Source organism: Oceaniglobus sp. K40-3 (assembly GCF_055808395.1).
Map to the genome: position 1 here is coordinate 2,272,783 of NZ_CM147868.1, position 19,615 is coordinate 2,292,397.

The 19,615-nt window shown below is 60.0% G+C and carries 14 protein-coding genes and 5 pseudogenes; 5 read left to right on the top strand and 14 right to left on the bottom strand.

All coding sequences use genetic code 11. The features are described 5' to 3' along the window. Positions 1-3: 3 nt before the first annotated feature. Positions 4-273 (bottom strand): usg protein, encoded by a 270-nt coding sequence (locus AC0L7P_RS11805; protein WP_473432956.1) that lies wholly within the window; start codon positions 271-273, stop codon positions 4-6. 191 nt (positions 274-464) lie between these two features. Here AC0L7P_RS11805 and gyrA point away from each other — a divergent pair, with 191 nt between their 5' ends. Genes gyrA through gluQRS form a run of 3 tightly spaced genes read left to right on the top strand, consistent with a single transcriptional unit; the run spans position 465 to position 5,463 of the window. Next, on the top strand, positions 465-3,197 hold the full coding sequence (gene gyrA / locus AC0L7P_RS11810) for a DNA gyrase subunit A (RefSeq protein ID WP_473432957.1): 2,733 nt from the start codon (positions 465-467) through the stop codon (positions 3,195-3,197). Between the two features lie 54 nt (positions 3,198-3,251). Then, positions 3,252-4,604, top strand: coding sequence for a methylenetetrahydrofolate--tRNA-(uracil(54)-C(5))-methyltransferase (FADH(2)-oxidizing) TrmFO (gene trmFO / locus AC0L7P_RS11815; protein WP_473432958.1), 1,353 nt, complete (start codon positions 3,252-3,254; stop codon positions 4,602-4,604). Position 4,605: 1 nt separating this feature from the next. Further along, complete coding sequence (gene gluQRS / locus AC0L7P_RS11820) at positions 4,606-5,463, top strand: tRNA glutamyl-Q(34) synthetase GluQRS (RefSeq protein ID WP_473432959.1); 858 nt, start codon at positions 4,606-4,608, stop codon at positions 5,461-5,463. Here gluQRS and hisI read toward each other — a convergent pair. Continuing rightward, positions 5,449-5,808, bottom strand: a complete 360-nt coding sequence (gene hisI, locus AC0L7P_RS11825) for a phosphoribosyl-AMP cyclohydrolase (RefSeq protein ID WP_473432960.1) — start codon at positions 5,806-5,808, stop codon at positions 5,449-5,451. The genes gluQRS and hisI overlap by 15 nt on opposite strands. Before the next feature lie 70 nt (positions 5,809-5,878). Here hisI and AC0L7P_RS11830 point away from each other — a divergent pair, with 70 nt between their 5' ends. Next, the gene (locus tag AC0L7P_RS11830) at positions 5,879-6,328 is read left to right on the top strand and encodes an iron-sulfur cluster assembly scaffold protein (RefSeq protein ID WP_473432961.1); all 450 of its coding nucleotides are present in this window, start codon (positions 5,879-5,881) and stop codon (positions 6,326-6,328) included. Positions 6,329-6,736: 408 nt separating this feature from the next. Here AC0L7P_RS11830 and recG read toward each other — a convergent pair whose 3' ends face one another. From recG to sciP, 4 genes and pseudogenes are all read right to left on the bottom strand, one after another. Continuing rightward, on the bottom strand, positions 6,737-8,827 hold the full coding sequence (gene recG, locus AC0L7P_RS11835; protein WP_473432962.1) for an ATP-dependent DNA helicase RecG: 2,091 nt from the start codon (positions 8,825-8,827) through the stop codon (positions 6,737-6,739). After that, a pseudogene (gene ligA / locus AC0L7P_RS11840) lies at positions 8,824-10,943 on the bottom strand (NAD-dependent DNA ligase LigA). Before ligA ends, recG begins: the two are co-directional and overlap by 4 nt. An 82-nt stretch (positions 10,944-11,025) precedes the next feature. Further along, positions 11,026-11,740: pseudogene (ctrA, locus tag AC0L7P_RS11845) on the bottom strand (response regulator transcription factor CtrA). Between the two features lie 89 nt (positions 11,741-11,829). Continuing rightward, positions 11,830-12,108, bottom strand: a complete 279-nt coding sequence (sciP, locus tag AC0L7P_RS11850) for a CtrA inhibitor SciP (protein ID WP_473432963.1) — start codon at positions 12,106-12,108, stop codon at positions 11,830-11,832. 122 nt (positions 12,109-12,230) lie between these two features. Between sciP and mnmA the strand changes: the two are divergent. Further along, positions 12,231-13,370: pseudogene (mnmA, locus tag AC0L7P_RS11855) on the top strand (tRNA 2-thiouridine(34) synthase MnmA); the annotation flags it as partial. On the opposite strand, the pseudogene lpxB reads toward mnmA, so the two are convergent. The 8 genes and pseudogenes from lpxB to bamA all read right to left on the bottom strand — a co-directional run bounded on the left by lpxB (position 13,296) and on the right by bamA (position 19,555). Further along, positions 13,296-14,524: pseudogene (gene lpxB, locus AC0L7P_RS11860) on the bottom strand (lipid-A-disaccharide synthase). The pseudogenes mnmA and lpxB overlap by 75 nt on opposite strands. Beyond that, positions 14,521-14,907, bottom strand: coding sequence for an LpxI family protein (locus tag AC0L7P_RS11865; RefSeq protein ID WP_473432964.1), 387 nt, complete (start codon positions 14,905-14,907; stop codon positions 14,521-14,523). The pseudogene lpxB and the gene AC0L7P_RS11865 overlap by 4 nt, the downstream one beginning before the upstream one ends. A 115-nt stretch (positions 14,908-15,022) precedes the next feature. After that, positions 15,023-15,208 (bottom strand): annotated as a pseudogene (locus tag AC0L7P_RS11870) (LpxI family protein); the annotation flags it as partial. After that, a complete protein-coding gene (locus AC0L7P_RS11875; protein ID WP_473432965.1) occupies positions 15,187-15,348 on the bottom strand; it encodes a hypothetical protein in 162 nt (53 codons plus the stop codon). The gene AC0L7P_RS11875 and the pseudogene AC0L7P_RS11870, both read right to left, overlap by 22 nt. Beyond that, a complete protein-coding gene (gene lpxA / locus AC0L7P_RS11880; protein ID WP_473432966.1) occupies positions 15,345-16,142 on the bottom strand; it encodes an acyl-ACP--UDP-N-acetylglucosamine O-acyltransferase in 798 nt (265 codons plus the stop codon). The genes AC0L7P_RS11875 and lpxA overlap by 4 nt, the downstream gene beginning before the upstream one ends. Next, positions 16,139-16,591, bottom strand: coding sequence for a 3-hydroxyacyl-ACP dehydratase FabZ (gene fabZ, locus AC0L7P_RS11885; protein ID WP_473432967.1), 453 nt, complete (start codon positions 16,589-16,591; stop codon positions 16,139-16,141). Before fabZ ends, lpxA begins: the two co-directional genes overlap by 4 nt. 65 nt (positions 16,592-16,656) lie before the next feature. Next, the gene (locus AC0L7P_RS11890; protein WP_473432968.1) at positions 16,657-17,256 is read right to left on the bottom strand and encodes an OmpH/Skp family outer membrane protein; all 600 of its coding nucleotides are present in this window, start codon (positions 17,254-17,256) and stop codon (positions 16,657-16,659) included. A 1-nt stretch (position 17,257) separates the two neighbouring features. Next, entirely contained in the window at positions 17,258-19,555 is a 2,298-nt protein-coding gene (gene bamA / locus AC0L7P_RS11895) for an outer membrane protein assembly factor BamA (RefSeq protein ID WP_473432969.1), read from the bottom strand. Positions 19,556-19,615 lie beyond the last annotated feature (60 nt).

Below are 19,615 nucleotides of genomic sequence, written 5' to 3' on the forward strand. Positions count from 1 at the left end.
ACGTCAATGGATCGTGAATTCCCCCTGAACATTGCGCCATTCCCCCGGCGCAATGATCTTGCGATGGGTAAAGCGAACCGAATGGAGCGGCCCTTCGATCTCATCCCGCCAGTATTCGATGAACCGAAACAGCCGGGGATGATCCGGGGCCAGATCATAATCTTGCCAGATGAACGTATTGAGAACGCTGGTAAAATCCGGCATCCGGTAATACATTTCCGCCGTGGTCAGCCCATAGCCCTTCATCATCATTTCCGTTTCCGACATCTGCATGACGCACCTCTTTTGGTTGCCTGTAAAAGAATCATGCCACATCGGTTTTACTTTTCAATTAAAACAGCGTGTTATCACTCAACCTTGCTGGCTGCTTGTGGAATGTGCAGGCTGCCATTGCACGCAATATCCATGCTGGGATATACTGCGCCCAACAATATATAGATAAGCCCGAGGGAGCAGCGGGAAACGTGAACGACACGCCAGAAACCCCTGAAAATGATGATGAAACCCCCGACGATAGACCGGTCTATCATGGCGAGGTGATTTCGATCGCGGATGAGATGAAAACCTCGTTCCTCGATTATGCCATGTCCGTCATCGTTTCGCGCGCCATCCCCGATCTGCGGGACGGGTTGAAACCGGTCCACCGGCGCATTCTTTATGCGATGCATGAAACCGGCAATACCCACGACAAAAGCTATCGCAAATCCGCCCGCCCCGTGGGCGATGTCATGGGGAAATATCACCCCCACGGCGACAGCGCGATTTATGAGGCACTGGTGCGTATGGCACAGGGGTTTTCCATGTCTCTGCCGCTGCTTGACGGTCAGGGCAACTTTGGCTCCATGGATGGTGATAATGCCGCCGCCATGCGCTATACCGAAGTGCGGATGGACAAACCCGCCGCCTCGCTGCTGGCGGACATCGAAAAAGACACCGTCAACTTTCAGGATAACTATGACGGGAAAGATCGAGAACCCACTGTTCTTCCTGCCAGATTCCCCAACATGCTGGTCAATGGCGCGGGCGGAATCGCGGTTGGCATGGCCACCAACATTCCGCCTCACAACCTGGGCGAAGTGGTGGATGCCACCCTTGCCCTGATTGCAAATCCAGACATGTCGACCGAACAATTGATGGAAATCGTGCCCGCGCCCGATTTCCCCACCGGTGGCATCATTCTGGGGCGTTCCGGCGCGCGCAAGGCCTATCTCGAAGGGCGCGGCAGCGTCATCATCCGTGCCAAAACCCGGATCGAAGAGATCAGGAAAGACCGCTATGCCATTGTTCTGGATGAAATTCCCTATCAGGTGAACAAGGCGTCGATGATCGAACGGATCGCCGAACTTGTGCGTGAGAAAAAGCTGGAAGGTATCTCGGCGGTTCAGGACGAATCTGACCGTATCGGCGTGCGCGTGGTGGTTGAACTGAAACGCGATGCGACTGCCGAGGTCGTGCTGAACCAATTGTTCCGCTTCACCCAGATGCAGACGTCCTTTGGCTGTAACATGCTGGCCCTGAACGGTGGTCGCCCCGAACAACTGACGCTGCGCGATTTTCTCACGCATTTCATAACCTTCCGCGAAGAAGTTGTGGCGCGTCGCACTGCGTTCGATCTGCGCAAGGCCCGTGAACGCAGCCACATCCTCTGCGGTCTGGCCGTCGCGGTCTCCAATGTTGACGAGGTCGTCGCGACCATCCGCGCCAGCATGGACGCCGCCGAGGCACGGCACAGGTTGATGGAGCGCGCATGGCCCGCCGAAGAAATCGCCCCCTTCATCCGGCTGATCGACGACCCCAGCCACACGATGAACGACGATGGCACCTATAACCTGTCCGAAATTCAGGCCCGCGCGATTCTTGAACTGCGGCTTCAGCGCCTGACCCAACTCGGGGTCAAGGAAGTGACCGACGAGTTGGAAGAATTGGCCGCGAAAATAAAGGATTACCTCGACATCCTCAGGTCGCGTGACAGGATCATGGCGATCATTTCAACCGAGCTGCAAGAGGTGAAAGATCAATTCGCCGTGCCGCGCCGGACCGAGATTGTCGACTGGTCCGGTGATATGGACGACGAAGACCTGATCGAACGTGAGGATATGGTCGTCACGATCACCCAGTCGGGCTATATCAAACGCACCCCATTGGCCGAATTCCGCAGTCAACGGCGCGGCGGCAAGGGGTTGTCGGGCATGTCCACCAAGGATGAAGATGTCGTCACCACCCTGTTTGTGGCCAACACCCACACGCAACTGCTGTTTTTCACCACCGATGGCATGGCGTACAAGTTGAAAACCTGGCGTTTGCCCATGGGCGGGCGCACCGCCAAGGGCAAGGCCATCGTCAATATTCTGCCCATTCCCATCGGCGTTTCCATCGCCGCGATCATGCCCGTGGACCGGGACGAGGCGGATTGGGACGAATTGCAAATCGTCTTTGCCACCAGCGACGGCAGCGTGCGGCGCAATGCGCTTTCGGATTTCACCAACGTAAAGTCGAATGGCAAGATCGCCATGAAACTCCCTGAAAACGTTGAACTTGTGAATGCCCGGATCGCCACTGAAGACGATGATGTGATGCTTGTTACGGCCCTTGGGCGCGCGATCCGTTTTGCCACCACCGATGTGCGGGTGTTCAAGGGGCGCGATTCCACCGGTGTGCGGGGTATCCGCCTTGCCAAGGGTGATCGTGTCGTCTCCATGGCCGTGATCCGCCACTTTGAGGCCACCCCGGAAGAGCGCACAACCTATCTCAAGATGCGCCGGGCCATGGCGGGCCTTGCCGATGATGCCGAAACCGATGATGAAGATGCAGCCGCCGAGGATCGGAATTTCACTCAGGATCGTTACGTTGAAATGTCGGCAGCCGAGGATCTGATTCTGACGATCACGTCAAAAGGCGCTGGTAAGCTTAGCTCCAGCCACGACTATCCGGTGCGCGGGCGTGGTGGACAGGGTGTGACAGCCATGGATAAGGCCATGCGCGGCGGCAGTCTCGTGGCGTCCTTTCCGGTGGAAATGGACGATCAGATCATGCTTGCCACGTCGCGCGGGCAATCCATCCGGGTGCCGGTTGATGGCATTTCCTTCCGCTCTCGCGGGGCTGGCGGGGTCAAGGTGTTTGACACCGGCGCCGGAGAAGAAGTGGTCAGCGTTGCCTGGATCGCAGATCAGGGCGAAGAAGACCTGCCCGAGAGCTGAGTTTCTGCCCGCCCGCCCTTTTCAATGGCGCGGCGGGCCGCTACATCCCGTGATATGGACAGAACATTAAACATCGTCGGCGGCGGTATGGCCGGATCCGAGGCCGCTTGGCAGGCAGCAAATGCCGGGCTTCGCGTCGTGCTGCACGAAATGCGCCCCGGCGTCGAAACATTCGCCCACCGCACCGGCCACCTGGCCGAGATGGTATGTTCCAATTCTTTCCGTTCGGATGACAGCGAGCAGAATGCCGTTGGTCTGCTGCATTGGGAAATGCGTGCGGCAGGTGGCATCATCATGGAAACAGCAGATCGTCATCGCCTGCCCGCTGGCGGCGCATTGGCGGTTGACCGTGATCCCTTCGCGGCCGCTGTTACTGAAAAATTGATCCATCACCCGAACATCACGGTGCAACCATCTGAAATCAGGGCGTTACCACAAGATGGCCATTGGATATTCGCCACCGGCCCCCTGACATCCGGCGCGCTGGCCGAGGCGATCTGCACCGAAACGGGCACCGATGCGCTCGCGTTTTTTGACGCCATCGCGCCCATTGTCCATGCCGACAGCATCGACATGAGCAAGGCGTGGATGCAATCGCGCTATGACAAGGGCGATACCGAGGAAGAGCGCACGGCATACCTGAATTGCCCAATGGACAAAGCGACTTACGAGGCGTTCATTGATGCCCTTCTGGCGGCAGACAAGGCGGCGTTCAAACCGGGCGAAACCGCCGGATATTTCGATGGCTGCCTGCCGATCGAAGTGATGGCGGAACGGGGCCGCGAGACCCTGCGGTTTGGCCCGATGAAACCCATCGGCCTGACAAACACCCATACCCCGGATGTCAAAGCTTATGCAGTGGTGCAACTGCGCCGCGACAACAAGCTGGGCACGCTTTACAACATCGTCGGCTTTCAAACCAAGATGAAGTATGGCGCGCAAGCTGATGTTTTACGTATGATTCCCGGATTGGAAAGCGCGCGTTTTGCCCGTCTTGGCGGTATTCACCGCAATACATTCCTGAATTCCCCCACGCTGCTCGATGGTCAGATGCGCCTGAAATCCCGCCCCAACATCCGCTTTGCCGGACAGATCACCGGGGTCGAGGGTTATGTTGAATCTGCCGCCATGGGGCTGTTGGCGGCGCGGCTTGCTGTGGCCGAAATCAATGGCACGCCCCTGCCCGACGTGCCGCCGACCACGGCCATGGGCGCTCTGGTGCATCACATCACCGGGGGGGCCGATGCCAAAACATTTCAACCCATGAACGTCAATTTCGGCCTGTTTCCGCCAGTTGAGGGCCTGAAATCGGGCCGTCGTGGGCGCAAGGACCGCTACAAGGCCTATACCGACCGCGCCAAGGCCGATTGGCAGGCATGGCTGGCGGCACAATCCGTTCCGGCCTGAAATGTTTACCACCCGGTTTGCGCCATCGCCCACCGGACCGCTGCATCTGGGCCACGCCTATTCGGCGATTCTGGCCCATGATATGGCCCGCGCCAAGGGTGGCACGTTCCTTTTGCGGATCGAAGATATTGATCAATCGCGCGCCCGCCCGGAATGGGAGGCGCAAATTTGTGATGATCTGCACTGGCTTGGCCTTGATTGGCCCGATCCCGTCATGCGGCAATCAGATCGCCAACCCGCCTATGATGCGGCCCTTGACCGGCTGTGGCAGGCCGGTCTGTTGTTTCAATGCACCTGCACCCGCCACGATATTGCCGCCGCAGTTGCCGCCCCGCAAGAGGGCGCGCCGCTGCTTGGCCCCGATGGCGTGGTTTATCCAGGCACCTGCCGCGGCGTCGGCGCGGCGCCGCCACACCGCCCGCACCAGGCCGTTTTGCGGCTGGATATGAAAAAGGCTGCGGGCGATCTTGGTTTTTCCTTTGAAGAACAGGGGCATGATACCGCGTCCGGAATAATCCAATTCACCTCGGCGCAGTTGATCGGGACCATCGGTGATGTCGTTCTGGCGCGCCGTGATATGGGCACATCCTATCACCTGTCTGTCGTGCTGGACGATGCCGCACAGGGCATCACCCATGTGGTGCGCGGGGCCGATCTGTTAGAAGCAGCAAAAATTCATGTGGTATTACAACATCTTCTGGATCTTCCGACGCCTATTTATCACCATCACCCCCTGATCCGGGATGAGCACGGCAAACGGTTGGCCAAGCGCGACGATGCCCGCGCCCTTTCAAAATTCCGCGCCGAGGGTGCCACCCCCGCCGATATTCGGCGGATGGTTGGGTTAGGTCATGGGTGAGCTTAGCTCAACCTCGGCCCCGTCCCGCAACCCGGTGTAAAAGCACGACCGTCGGTTCGTGTGGCAGGCAGGCCCTTCCTGGCGAACCAGCGCCAACAGGCAATCCCGGTCGCAATCCAGCCGCAGTTCAACAAGATGCTGCAAATGCCCGCTGGTTTCACCCTTGATCCAAAACGCCTGACGCGAGCGCGACCAATAGGTGACGCGCCCGGTTTCCAACGTTTTCAACACCGCATCCCGGTTCATCCAGGCCAGCATCAGAACCTCGCCCGTGGCCGCCTCCTGTGCGATGCAAGGGATCAGGCCGGCGGCATCAAAGCGCAGAGTGTCGGGATCAAACGTCATCGGACCACCTTTTCAACGGGGCGTGCCGGGGCTATCTACGATAAGTGTTCCGAAAACGAAAGCGTGCGCCATGGCCGACAGCGATATGATCAAACTTTATTCCGGGCGCATTCTGGAACTTGCGGCCAACATGCCCCTGACTGCGCCGTTGGACGCAGCCCAAGCCAGCGCGCGCAAACGATCACCCCTCTGCGGATCGACGGTTTCTGTGCAATTGAACACAGAAAATGGCCGGATCAGCGGGTTTTCGCAGGATGTAAAGGCGTGCGCGCTGGGTCAGGCGGCGGCGTCGGTTGTAGGGAGCAGCATTCTGGGCCGGACCCGGACCGAGGTAGAGAAAGCCCGCGATCAGCTTAAGGCGATGCTCAAATCCGGCGGCCCTGTCCCCGATGCGCCGTTTGACGGGCTTGGGGTGTTGGAACCCGCCAAGGATTACAAAAACCGGCACGCGTCGATCATGCTGGCGCTTGAGGCCACCCTTGAAGCCTTTGAAACCGCCGAGAATTCGGCCTGCGCGTAAAAAAACGCCGCACATTCCGGGTGGAATGGCGGCGTCAGTGGTGTGCCCGTCAGGTGTGCCGGGGGATCGCGGGGGTTGAGGCACCCGGGATCAGGGACAGTAGGCAGCGCATCTGTGTTGGGGACAGGGATGCGAAACCGGCACGACGGACAGCAGGCAGTCAGTAAAACTCCGAATAAGGGTTAAAAACCGGGCAGATACAGCCCGGCCATGAGCAACACAACCAAGGCCAAAGCACCTGCAAAATCCTGAACCAGAGTATCGCACCGGTTCATCACAATTTTGATCTGTCTGATCATCTTGCTGGCCTTTCCTGTTGCATTGTCTTGTTGCCTATTTGTTCTCATATTCGAAGCGCTATGTAAAGAACTTTATGAGAACATTTGTGAACAAACGGGAACAAACCTGCTAACCAACTGAAATCAAACGGATCGCCTTTTCCTGTTCCATCAGCCACAACAGCTGCCGCGCCGCCTGTCCCCGGTCGGTGTTCAACTTGGGGTCATCATGCAGCAATTTGCGTGCATCGCTTTGGGCCAGAACCAACAGCGCCGCCTGCCGTTCCAGATCGGCAATGCGAAAACGCGGCAGGCCCGATTGTGCGTGCCCGATCAAATCGCCAGCCCCGCGCATGGCCAGATCCTCCTCGGCGATGCGAAATCCGTCCTCGGTCTGGCGCAGAATATCAAGCCGCCGCCGCCCGCTTTCGCCCAAAGGCGCCTGATAAAGCAACAGACAGGTCGATTCGGCGCTGCCCCGTCCGACCCGGCCACGCAACTGATGCAACTGCGCCAGACCGAAACTTTCGGCCCGCTCAACCACCATGATCGAGGCATTGGGCACGTTCACCCCCACCTCGATCACCGTCGTCGCCACCAACACACCGGTTTTGCCAGCCACAAACCGGGCCATGGCCGCATCTTTTTCGCCGGGGGGCATCTGCCCGTGGATCAGCCCGACGGCCCCCTCCCCAAGGGTGGCGCGCAGGTGTTTGAACCGTTCTTCGGCCGAGGTAAGATCGACGGTTTCGCTTTCTTCCACCAACGGGCAAACCCAATAGGCCTGCCGCCCTTCGGCAATCGCGCCGCGCAACTTGGCGACCACTTCGTCCATCCGCGCCGTGTTGACCAGGGCCGTGGTGATCGGTTTGCGCCCGGGCGGTTTTTCATCCAAAACCGAAACATCCATATCGCCGTATTGCGCCAGCGCCAAAGAGCGCGGAATCGGCGTGGCTGTCATCACCAGAACATCCACCGCCCGCCCTTTCGCCCCCAGATCGAGCCGCTGCCGCACCCCGAAACGATGTTGTTCATCCACAACCGCAAGGCGCAGATCGCGAAAGACCACATCTTTTTGAAACACTGCATGGGTGCCCACCAGAATCTGAATATCGCCCCCCGCCAATGCGGCGAGTTTCGCCGCGCGTTCGCCGCCCTTATCGCGCCCGGTCAGGATTTCCAGAACCACACCTGCCTGTTCGGCAAGCGGTTGCAGCCCCTCAAGGTGCTGGCGCGCAAGGATTTCAGTTGGCGCCATCATCACGCCCTGCCCGCCGGATTCGACCGCGACAAGCAGCGCCATCAGCGCGACAAGGGTTTTTCCGGCCCCCACATCGCCCTGCAAAAGGCGGTTCATCCGCGTGGGGGTCGCCATGTTTGCCGTGATTTCGGCAATCGCGCGATGCTGCGCCCCGGTAGGCGTATAAGGCAGTGATTTCAAAATCTTGGACTGCAAACTTCCAGTGGCATGTGAGGCGATTCCCGCCGCCTTTGCCCGGTCGGCCCGCGCCAATGCCAGGGTAAGCTGATGGGCCAGAAGTTCGTCATAGGCCAGACGCCGCCGCGCCGGGGCATCGGCGACAAGATCCGCCGCGCCCGACGGGCCATGGGCCGCCTGCAACCCTGCCCGCCACCCGGGCCACCCCTCGCGCCGCAATAGCGCGGGGTCGATCCACTCGGCCAGATCAGGGGCATGGGACAGGGCAGATTGGGCCGCGCGCGCCATCACCTTTTGGCTTACCCCGGCGGTCAGGGGATAGACCGGCTCAAACGCCGGAATTGCCCCAGCCTCATCCACGCGCATCATGTGATCAGGGTGGACCATCTGGGCGATGCCGTCGAATATTTCGATCTGTCCCGACACCACCCGGCGTTGGCCCGTGGGCAATTGCCGGTTCAGATAGTCATCACGGGCATGGAAAAACACCAGTTGAAAGGTGGTTTGCGCATCCGTCACCTCAACCCGGTGGGGCCGGCCCCGCGCGCTGGGGGCGATATGACGGCCCACCTCGACCTCAACAGTGACAACACAGGGCGCATCGACCTCGCGGATCGAGGCGCGACGGCGCCGGTCGACGCCCGAATGGGGCAGCGTGAACAACAGATCGCGCGGCTTTTCGATATCAATCTGCGCCATGGCCTGCGCCGTTTTCGGGCCGATCCCGTCCAGTTTGGTCAGATCGGAAAACAGCGGAAACAGAGTTTCGGGGCGGGTGCTCATAGCCCCTCGACCATGGTTAACCACCCGTCTTCGTCGATGATTTCAACCCCCAAATCCGCCGCCTTTTTCGCTTTGGATCCGGCACCGGGGCCAGCAACCAACAGATCAGTCTTGGCTGAAACGCTGCCGGCCACTTTGGCGCCCAGGGATTCGGCCCGCGCCTTGGCCTCGGCCCGGGTCATTTTTTCCAACGTGCCGGTGAAAACCACGATCTTGCCGGCCACCGGGCTGCCATCGGTTTCAGGGCGCGCGGTGTCTTGGATATTCAGATGCGCGGCAAGCCTGTCGATGGCATCGCGCTCGGGGCCCGGTTGAAACGCGGTGATCAAGGATTGCGCCATCACATCACCCACGCCGTCGATGCCCACAAGATCGTTCCACGCCTCGGAATCGGGACTGGCCGCTGTCATTGCAGCATGAAAAGCGGCCCAACTGCCGTAATGTCGGGCCAACAGATTGGCGTTATTTTCGCCCACATGGCGGATACCAAGGGCGAAAATAACCCGGTTCAGCGGGATTACACGCTTTTCCTCGACCGCCGCAAACAGGTTGGCGGCGCTTTTTTCGCCCCAGCCTTCACGGTTCTTTAATTGTTGGATGCCAGACCCATAGCGTTCGTGGAGCGTGAAAATATCAGCCGGTTCGCTGATCCATTTGTCGCGATAGAATTGTTCAACCTGTTTGGCGCCAAGACCTTCAATGTCAAATGCCGCACGGCTGACAAAATGTTTCAGTTTTTCAACAGCCTGCGCGGGGCAAATCAACCCACCTGAACAACGGCGCACGGCATCGCCCGGTTCGCGGGGGGCGTCGGATTGGCATTCGGGGCAGACCTCGGGAAACGTGAAAGGTTTGGCATCTGGTGGCCGCTGGCTCAGGTCAATATCGGCGACCTTGGGAATGACATCCCCGGCGCGATAAACCTGTACCCAATCGCCGATCCGAATATCCTTGCCGCCGCGAATCTCTTCGCCCTTGCCGCCGCGCCCCGCAATATAATCTTCGTTGTGCAGCGTCGCGTTCGACACGACAACGCCGCCCACCGTGACCGGATGCAACCGCGCCACCGGCGACAGCGCGCCGGTGCGCCCCACCTGAATTTCAATGTTTTCCAGCCGGGTCCAGGCCAGTTCGGCCGGAAATTTATGGGCAATCGCCCAACGTGGCGTTGTCGAGCGAAAGCCAAGCCGCGCCTGATAGGTCAGATCATTGACCTTATAAACGACGCCGTCGATGTCATAGCCCAGGGTCGCGCGCCGTTGTTCGATTTTCCCATAATGGGCAATCAGGGAATCCGGCCCGTCACAAAGCGCGGTAAGACCATTGATTGCAAAGCCCAGTTCCCGCAGCCGCGCGATTGCGCCGTATTGCGTGTCGGCCAAAGGTTGGCTGATGTCGCCCCAGGCATAGGCAAAAAACCGCAGGGGGCGCGCACGCGTGATCTCTGCGTCAAGCTGACGCAGAGATCCGGCGGCGGCGTTGCGTGGATTCTGCAAAAGGGCGGTTTCCCGCCGCCTCTTGTCGGGTGTTCAGGGATTCGAAATCGGCATGGGACATATAGACCTCGCCGCGCACCTCCAACACGTCGGGGGCGTCGCTCAGCTCGGTCGGGATATCGCTGATCGTGCGGGCATTCGCCGTCACGTTTTCCCCCACCGCGCCATCGCCCCGGGTGGCCGCCTGCACCAGCCGCCCGTTTTCATAGCGCAGGGACAGAGACAAGCCGTCAATTTTGGGTTCGGCGGTGTAATCAAGCGGCGCATCGGCCCCCAACCCGAGATATTTGCGGATTGATTGGTCGAATTCGCCCACATCCTCGGCTGAAAACGCGTTACCAAGGGACAGCATCCGCGCCCGGTGTGCCACTTTGGAAAACCCGTCCGCCGGAGCCGCGCCCACTTGTTCGCTCGGGCTGTCGGCGCGTTTTAGATGGGGAAAACGCGCCTCGATCGCGGCGTTGCGCCGTTTGAGACGGTCATATTCACCATCGCTTATCTCGGGCGAGATCTTGCCCGTGATAGGCAGCGTTCGCCACCGACAACGACGCGGCAAGACGCGCCAGCTCTGCCTGCGCTGCGTCTTCGTTTAAGTCTTCAACCCGGGTTGGATCGGCCATCTGTGCCTCCGCCTGAACCATATGGTTTGATAGGTTCGGTTGCGGTCGGGGTCCAGTCCGGGTTACGGTAAAACGCGCCTTGTCAGGCGCTGACGGCCACGGGCATGCCATTTTCGCTTGGGTCGGGATCGCGCAGAACATAGCCGCGCCCCCAGACCGTTTCGATGTAATTGTCGCCATTCGTGGCCTGCGACAGCTTCTTGCGCAACTTGCAAATGAACACGTCAATGATTTTCAGTTCAGGTTCATCCATGCCGCCATAAAGATGGTTCAGGAACATTTCCTTGGTCAGGGTTGTGCCCTTGCGCAATGAAAGCAGCTCCAACATCTGATATTCCTTGCCCGTCAGATGCACCGTCTGCCCGCGAACATCGACCGTTTTGGCATCGAGGTTGACGGTGATCTTTCCCGTGGCGATCACCGATTGCGCGTGGCCCTTGGAGCGGCGGATGATGGCATGAATCCGCGCGACCAGTTCTTCGCGATGGAAAGGTTTGGTCAGGTAATCATCGGCACCGAATCCAAACCCCTTGATCTTGTTTTCGGTATCGTCGGCACCGGACAGGATCAGGATCGGTGTATCGATCTCGGGCCTGTCGGACCTGACGCAGCACCTCATGCCCATGCATGTCGGGAAGATTGAGATCGAGAAGAATCAGATCGTAATCATAGAGCTTGGCCAGATCGACCCCTTCTTCCCCCATATCCGTGCAATAAACATTAAGATTCGCATGGGTCAGCATCAATTCGATACTGCGCGATGTGGTAGGATCGTCTTCAACAAGCAAAATACGCATCAATTTCTCCGCCAGTTCCCGAGTTCATCCCACCTTGATCGCAAATGGTTAATGACCGGTTACGCTTAATAGCAGTTAACACGCTCTCCTTAAAGTTGTCTATATTTTTGCAATCGCGTGGTTTTAAGCGCCGCTTCACCATGGCGATCGACCGCGCTGCGCCATCCGTTGAATTCTTCGTCGGTCAACCCATAGGTGTTCAACGCTTCATCTTCGGTAATCAGGCCGCCGGAAACGGCGCGCACGACGGCAGCCTTTCGGCTGGCGACCCAGCGTTTTGTATTCGGGTCCGGCAAATCAGCCCGTGTCATCATCTGTCCTCCAGGTAATTTCACCGCTCGCGGACCGGTCACTTTCTTTAGAAACATGGTATCACCCCTTTCGTACCCCCGAGCCAAACCGTAGAACGAGGCACTTAATGGGGGATGAAACCGCCCCTTGAGAGTGTTTCGAATTTTCCTATATTCCGACAAAACCAAACGGAGCCGTCATGCCACTGGATAGCAATCATCCGCTGAATTCCCTGGGGTTTGCCAAACCGCCTTCGGAAACGCGCGTTGTCGTGGCCATGTCAGGGGGCGTGGACAGTTCGGTTGTCGCGGCCGAATTGGCCGCCGAAGGCTATGACGTGGTTGGCGTCACCTTGCAGCTGTACGACCACGGCGCCGCCCTGGCCAAAAAAGGCGCATGTTGCGCCGGGCGCGATATTCACGATGCCCGTCGCGTGGCAGAAACCATGGGATTTCCCCATTATGTTCTTGATTATGAAAACAAATTTCAAGAAGCGGTTATTGACGAATTCGCCGACAGTTATCTTGCCGGTGCCACACCCGTGCCCTGTATCCGCTGCAACGAGCGGGTGAAATTCAAGGATCTGCTGGAAACCGCCCGCGATCTGGAGGCCGATTGCATGGCCACGGGGCATTATATCCAGCGCAAGATGGGGCCGCAAAAGGCCGAATTGCACGCCGCCGCCGATGCCGCGCGGGATCAGAGCTATTTTCTGTTTTCCACCACGCAAAATCAGTTGGATTATCTGCGTTTTCCCCTCGGCCATCTGGCCAGCAAGGCCGAAACCCGCGCTTTGGCGGCCAAACACGGGCTAAGCGTGGCGGATAAACCCGACAGTCAGGACATCTGTTTCGTGCCAAACGGCAATTATGCTGCCGTGATCGAGAAACTGCGCCCCGGTGCCGCCGATCCGGGGCGAATCGTCGATGTGGACGGGCGCGATCTGGGCGAACATCAGGGCGTGATCCATTATACGGTCGGCCAACGGCGCGGGCTTGGCATTGGCGGGCTGGAAGAGCCGCTGTATGTGGTGCGTCTGGATGTGGACCGGCGCGAGGTGATCGTCGGGCCAAAGGCGCTGCTTTCCACCCGCACGGTCCCGTTGAAGGAAATCAACTGGCTGGGCGATGTGCCTTTAACGTCACAGAAAGAATGGCAGGTTCTGGTCAAGGTCCGTTCAACCCGCCCGCCGCGCGCGGCCATTCTGCGCCCGCTCAGCGACACCACAGCCGAGGTTGAGCTGTTAACCCCGGAAGAGGGCGTCTCACCGGGGCAGGCCTGTGTGTTTTATGATCCTGAAAGCAGCCGGATTTATGGCGGCGGCTGGATCACCAAGGGTGAGGCCCAACCCGTCAATGACGGCGCGGGCGGCGCGCAGGCCGGGCGGTTCGCCGCCACGCCCCAGCGCCTCCATGGTTTGGGACAACACCGCGTGTTGCGCGTCTGGATCGTCGAGCAATCGGTTCAGCGCGTCGGCCATGGGCGCAGGGCGACAGGCCGGGCCAAGAAATTCGGGGATCAGCCGGGTGTTTGTGACCACGTTGACCAGCGTAACCGTGTCAATCAGCGCCATGCGCGACATGATCTGCCAACTGAGCCAGTTCATGTCATAGCCCACAACCATGGGCGTATCCGCCGCCGCCAATTCAAGCGAAACCGTGCCCGAGGCTGCAAGGGCCACGTTGGCGGCCCCGAATGCCGCGGCCTTGGCCCGGCGTGCCGCATCCGGGGCGATGCCGCGCGGATCAACGATCACCGGCGCCCCGGGCCAGGCGCGCACCGCAGCACTCACCCTGTCAGCCACGCCGGGGGCCACCGGGACCGTCACCCGCAAATCGGGGCGCTGTGCCGCCAATCGCGCAACGGTTTCGCCAAAGATCGGCAAAAGCCGCCCGACTTCGCTGTTGCGCGATCCGGGCAGGACCAAAAGAAGGGGGCCGCGCCAATTCCGTACCTGTCGCGAAATTCCGCGCGGGCGGCGCTATCGGCCTGTGGTTCTGTCACCACCGGATGACCGACGAAATCACAACGCATTCCCGCCGCCTCCATCAACGGCGGTTCCATGGGCAGCAGGGCCAGCACCTGATCCACGTTCGGGGCCATTTTCGCCGCCCGCCCGGGGCGCCAGGCCCACACCGACGGGGCAACAAAATGAACCGTGCGAATCTGTGCTTTCGCCCGCACCCGCGCGGCAACGCGCAGGCAGAAATCGGGGCTGTCGATGGTGATCAGGGCATCGGGGCGCGCGGCCAGAACGGCGTCAGCGGTCTGGATCATCCGGGCGCGCAACTGGCGGTATTTCGGCAGGACCTCGGCGATGCCCATGACGCTCAGTTCGTCCATGGGGAACAGGCTGTTCAGCCCCTCGGCCTGCATCAAAGGCCCGCCAACCCCCTGAAACGTGACATCCGGGCGCAGGGTTTTCAGCCCGGCCATCAAGGCCGCGCCCAGCCGGTCGCCCGACGTCTCGCCCGCCACGAGGAAAAGCTTCACGTTCGCGCCCAGATAAACAGGCCCGCCGCATCGGCCCGGGCCAGCAGGCTTTCCCGCTCAAGCATCATGACGCCCCCCGCAGATATGACGATGCCCGCCAGCCCCAGTTCGGCGGCAAGCATTACGGTTTGCGGCCCGATCGCGGGCAGATCAACGCGGCGGTCCTGCCCCGGTTTGGGCGCCTTGAACAGAATGCCCCCGGTTGTCGGGGGCGGCGGGGCCAAAGCACCCGGTGCGGCGGCCATCAGGGCAAGGCTGCGCAGCATCCAATCGGTGCCGGCCTGCGCCTCGATCGCCAAAGCCTGACCGCGCAGCACCACACAGCCCTGCCCGACATCGGCCTGCCCCACGGCGCTGACGATATCGGCGGCGCGAGCCGGCATCGGCCTGGGCCTGATCGCCGGGGGTGGCGCGGGTCAGTATGCCCGCCTCGGCCACCAGTTCGGGAATCAGATCATGGGCGGCGACGATGGCGATACCCGCCTCTTCGAACAGCGCCAGAACGACGCGCAGCGCCCCGTCATCGCCCTGCCCCAGCGCCGCCATCAAACGTGGCACAAGAGGTAGAGTCGCGGCATCAATACGCGACGGGTCAATCACCGGGCGGCGGATCGCCCCGGCAAAGCAGGCGCGGGTGACGCCCCGGGCGCGCAGGGTTTCAATCAGCGTGCCAAGGGTTTCGATGCGGAAAGATACAACATCCCGCCCCCGCTTTCGCCCTCTCCTTCAAGCCGGGCCAGCAGCACCGCTTCGCCCTGCCTTTCAAGCCGCTGCAACAGCACCCCGGGCAGGTGCCCCTGCCCTGCGATCAGACACAGGCTCATGACGGGGTCAGAAAGCCGCGATCACTGTCGGCGGTGATGAAATCGACAATACTGCGCACATAGGCGCTTTCGGTTTCGTCCCCCAACCGGCGGGCGCGATCCTGAAAGGCGCCGTCACCCTGTTTCAACATCTGAAAGGCGGCGCGCAGGGCGGTAATATCGGTGCGGCTGACACCTTTGCGTTTCAGCCCCACAAGGTTCAGCCCGTCCAACTCGCCCCTTGGCCCTTGTACCAGAGCATGGGGGATCACGTCATGCGTCACCATGGTCACGGCGCCGATGATCGCGCCCTGACCAATGCGCACCCATTGATGGATGCCCGACAGCCCGCCGATGATGACATCATCACCAACCACGCAATGCCCCGCCAATGCCGAATTATTGACCATGATCACCCGGTTCCCCACCTTGGCGTCATGGGCCACATGGGCGCCGGCCATGAACAGGCAATCATCGCCCACCCGGGTCACACCGCCGCCACCATCGGTGCCGGTGTTCATGGTTACATGTTCGCGAATCCGACAGCGGGCGCCAATTTCAAGCCGGGTCTGTTCGCCGGAAAATTTCAGATCCTGCGGAATTTCGCCGACGCTGGCGAAGGAAAAGATCGTGCTATCGGCCCCGATTGTGGTGTTTCCCGTCACGATGGCGTGACTTTTGACACGACAGCCCTCGGACAGATGCACGTCTGGTCCGATCACGCAGAATGGCCCGATCTCAACCCCTGCCCCAATCACCGCCCCGTCCTCGATCACCGCCGAGGGGTGAATCCGCGCTGTTGGGTCAATGCTCACCTGGGCAGGTCCATCATCGCGGTAAATTCGGCCTCGCAGGCCAATTCGCCGTCAACCGTGGCACGCCCGTGGAATTTCCACACCTTGCCACCACCCCGTTTGGTGGTGATGTGCATTTCAAGAACATCGCCCGGAATGACCTTGCGGCGGAACTTGGCGCTTTCGATGGCCATGAAATAAACAAGGAAATTCTTGTCGGCCAAATCCATGTCGACGCCCACCATAACCGCCGCGGTCTGGGCCATGGCCTCGACGATGGTGACACCGGGCATGATTGGGGTGCCGGGGAAATGGCCCTGAAAATGCGGCTCGTTCATGGTGACATTCTTGATGCCCACCGCACTTTGCGACCCGTCAATATCGCGCAGCTTGTCCACCAGCAGGAACGGATAACGATGGGGGATGATCCGCTGGATCAGGTGAATGTCGGCGCTTGTCTTGTCACTCATCGGGGCATCCTTTGGCTTTGATCCCTGACTAGCAACTGGCGCGCGGCCCCGCAAGCGAGCCCGCGCTATTCCTGAGCAGGCGCCGGTTCCGGATCCGCGCTTGGCGCCGGGGCGGCATCACCTGGTGGTGTGTCGGTGCCATCGCCCAAGGCCGCATCAATCCGGCTGATCGCCACATCGGTGATGTCGATCACATCCGCCGACAGGAACACGACCCGCTGATCCAGAATGGCCACGGCGCCGCGTTCACGCATGATCTGCGACAGGATTGTCGCAACCCGGCCAAAGAACCGCTGTTGCGCCTCGTCGGTGGCCCCTGAAATCGCCCGTGATTTGGCATCCTGCTCGGCGCGCAGCGCGGTGACCTTTTGGTCGAATGCCTTGGCCTTGGCGCGGAATTCATCCATCGGCAAGGTGGCGCGCTGATCGGTCAGATCCTGTTCTTCGGCCACCAGCTCTGCCTCGATCCGGCGGTTTTCGGCGGCCAGTTCGCGTGAAGAACGGGCGATGTCGGCGCGCATACGCTGGCCAAACTGCGAGCGCAGGAACAACTCCTCCTGATCCAGAATGAGCAATGACCCGGCGTCCTGCGCCACGGCAGGTACGCCCGTCAACCCCAGGGCCAGCGCCACGACAAACGCCCGGATCACCGCCCCTGGCGCCATATCAGAACTCGGTCGAGATCGTCAGGTTGAAATTCTGCACCTTGTCATAGCTCTCTTTTTTCAGAGGCTTGGAAAAGTTGAACCGCAGCGGGCCGATGGGCGTATTCCAAAACAGCGACAGGCCGACAGAGGCGCGCAGTGCGGCGGCGTCATCCACCGTAATGCCATTGGCCCCCGACGTGTTATCCAGCCCCCAGACCGAACCGACATCAACGAAAGCACCGCCCGAGATGCCGTATTCTTCGGGGATCCCCAGTGGGAATTCGGCCTCAAACCGGGCTGCGGCGTAAAAGTTACCGCCAAGGGCGTCTTGGTTAGGAGCGTTCAGATCGCGCGGCCCGGTGCCTTTGGATTCAAATCCGCGAAGCTGATTGGGGCCAAGGAAAAACCGATCAGTCAACCGCGTCGACGTGCCGGAAAGCGGGTTGATCGCCCCGCCTTCAACAGTGGCGCGCAGGGTCACTTCCTCGTTCATTACCTTGGTCTGGGCGATGGCCAGGGCCGAGGTCTTGATATATTGGGTATCACCGCCCAAGCCTGCAAAATCCTGACCGAACTGCAACAAGACACCGGAATTCGGGTTCAACCCCGTGCGCCGGGTGTCATAGCTGAACGTATAGCCAAGGGCGCTGGTAAAAAGCGACCCGGCCTCGGCCTTGAGAATGCGGGAGCTGTCAAAATCGACATTCAGGATCGTGTCCTTCGAGAGCGAATACCGCAGCGCAAGCCTGCTGTTTTCAGACACCGGAAATTCCACTGACGGCGAAAACCCTACGACGCGGGTGTCATAGAACGAGTTTTCCTGTTCCGTCACCGAATAGAACGCCCGGAACGAGAATTTCAGATCACGCCCCAACAGAGCCGGTTCGACGAACGTGAAATTCGAACTGGTTGAATCCGTTCCTGACGACACCGCAAAACTCAGGGTTTGACCCCGGCCAAGAAAGTTCCGCTCGGCGAATGAAACGTTGATGCCCGGGCCCGTGTCGGCGGAATAGCTGCCTCCGAACGACAGGTTGCCCGTGGGTTGTTCTTCCACATCCACATCAACGACCACCTGATCGGGGTTGCTGCCTTCGCTGGTTTTCACATCGGCATTGGCGAAAAAGCCGAGGGCGCGAATACGTTCAGCCGCCTGACGGATCTGACGGGGGTTGAACGGATCGCCTTCGACCACGTCAAACTGGCGCCGGATCACCCGGTCAAGGGTTGTGGCGTTGCCTTCGATATCGATCCGCTCGACGAAAACCCGGGGGCCGCGTTCGATCACGTAATCAACGTTCAGGATCAGGTTGCGGTCGTCGCGGTCCACCTTGGGATTGACCCGCACAAACGACAGCCCCTTGCGCGTGGCCAGACGTTCCATCCTGTTGATGTCATTCTCGATGGACAGCGGCGAATAGGTTTGACCGGCGCGGGTTTTCGTTACCGCCAGAAATTCCTGGGCATCGACACCGGGCAGATCGCTGGAGGCTGTGATATTGCCAAACTGGAACCGCTGCCCTTCCTGCACGGTGAAGGTCAGGAAAAACGCGTTGCGTTCCCGGGAAAATTCGCTGTTCACGCTAAGGGTCTGGAAATCCACATAGCCGCGCGAGGTATAGAAATCGCGCAGCAATTGTTTGTCGAGTTCAAGACGGTCGGCCACAAAGGTATCACGCTGGATCAACTGACGCAGGAAACCGGCCTGTTTGGTATCAAGCACCCGGCGCAGACGGCGATCCGAAAAGTCGCGGTTGCCAACGAATGACAGGCGTTCGATTTCAACCACCTTGCCTTCGACCACCTCGAACACCAGATCGACGCGGTTGTTTGAACGGCGGATGATCTTGGGCGTCACGGTGGCGGCCAGACGGCCCCGCGCTTCGTACATTCCGGCGATGGCGGCGGCATCCTGTTCGGCGATGCTGGGGTTATAGACCCGGCGCGCCTGGGATTTGATCAGCGGATTCAGCGCGTCGTCCTTGATTCTGACGTTGCCTTCCACGTTGATGCGGTTGATCGTCGGCCATTCCTTGACCCGGATCACCAGAGTTGACCCACTGGGCACCAGTTCGACGGTTTCAAACAGGCCCGAATTGACGATCCGCTGATAGGAATCGTTCAACGCGCCGGCGCTGACCGTCTCGCCGCGCCCGATTCCCGCGTATGACAGGATCGTGCCAGGTTCGACCCGTTCGTTTCCCTCGATCGTCACCGCGTTAAAGCGAAACGACTGTGCAGCGGCATCTGATGCGAAAAACGCCCCAAACGCCGAAAAACAAAGAAAGAAAACAATACCACGCAGACAGGTTGCCATCGTCGTTTGTATCCGGCGGCGATCGCCTGTTGTCACGTTGCCCATATGCCCCAATCCGAT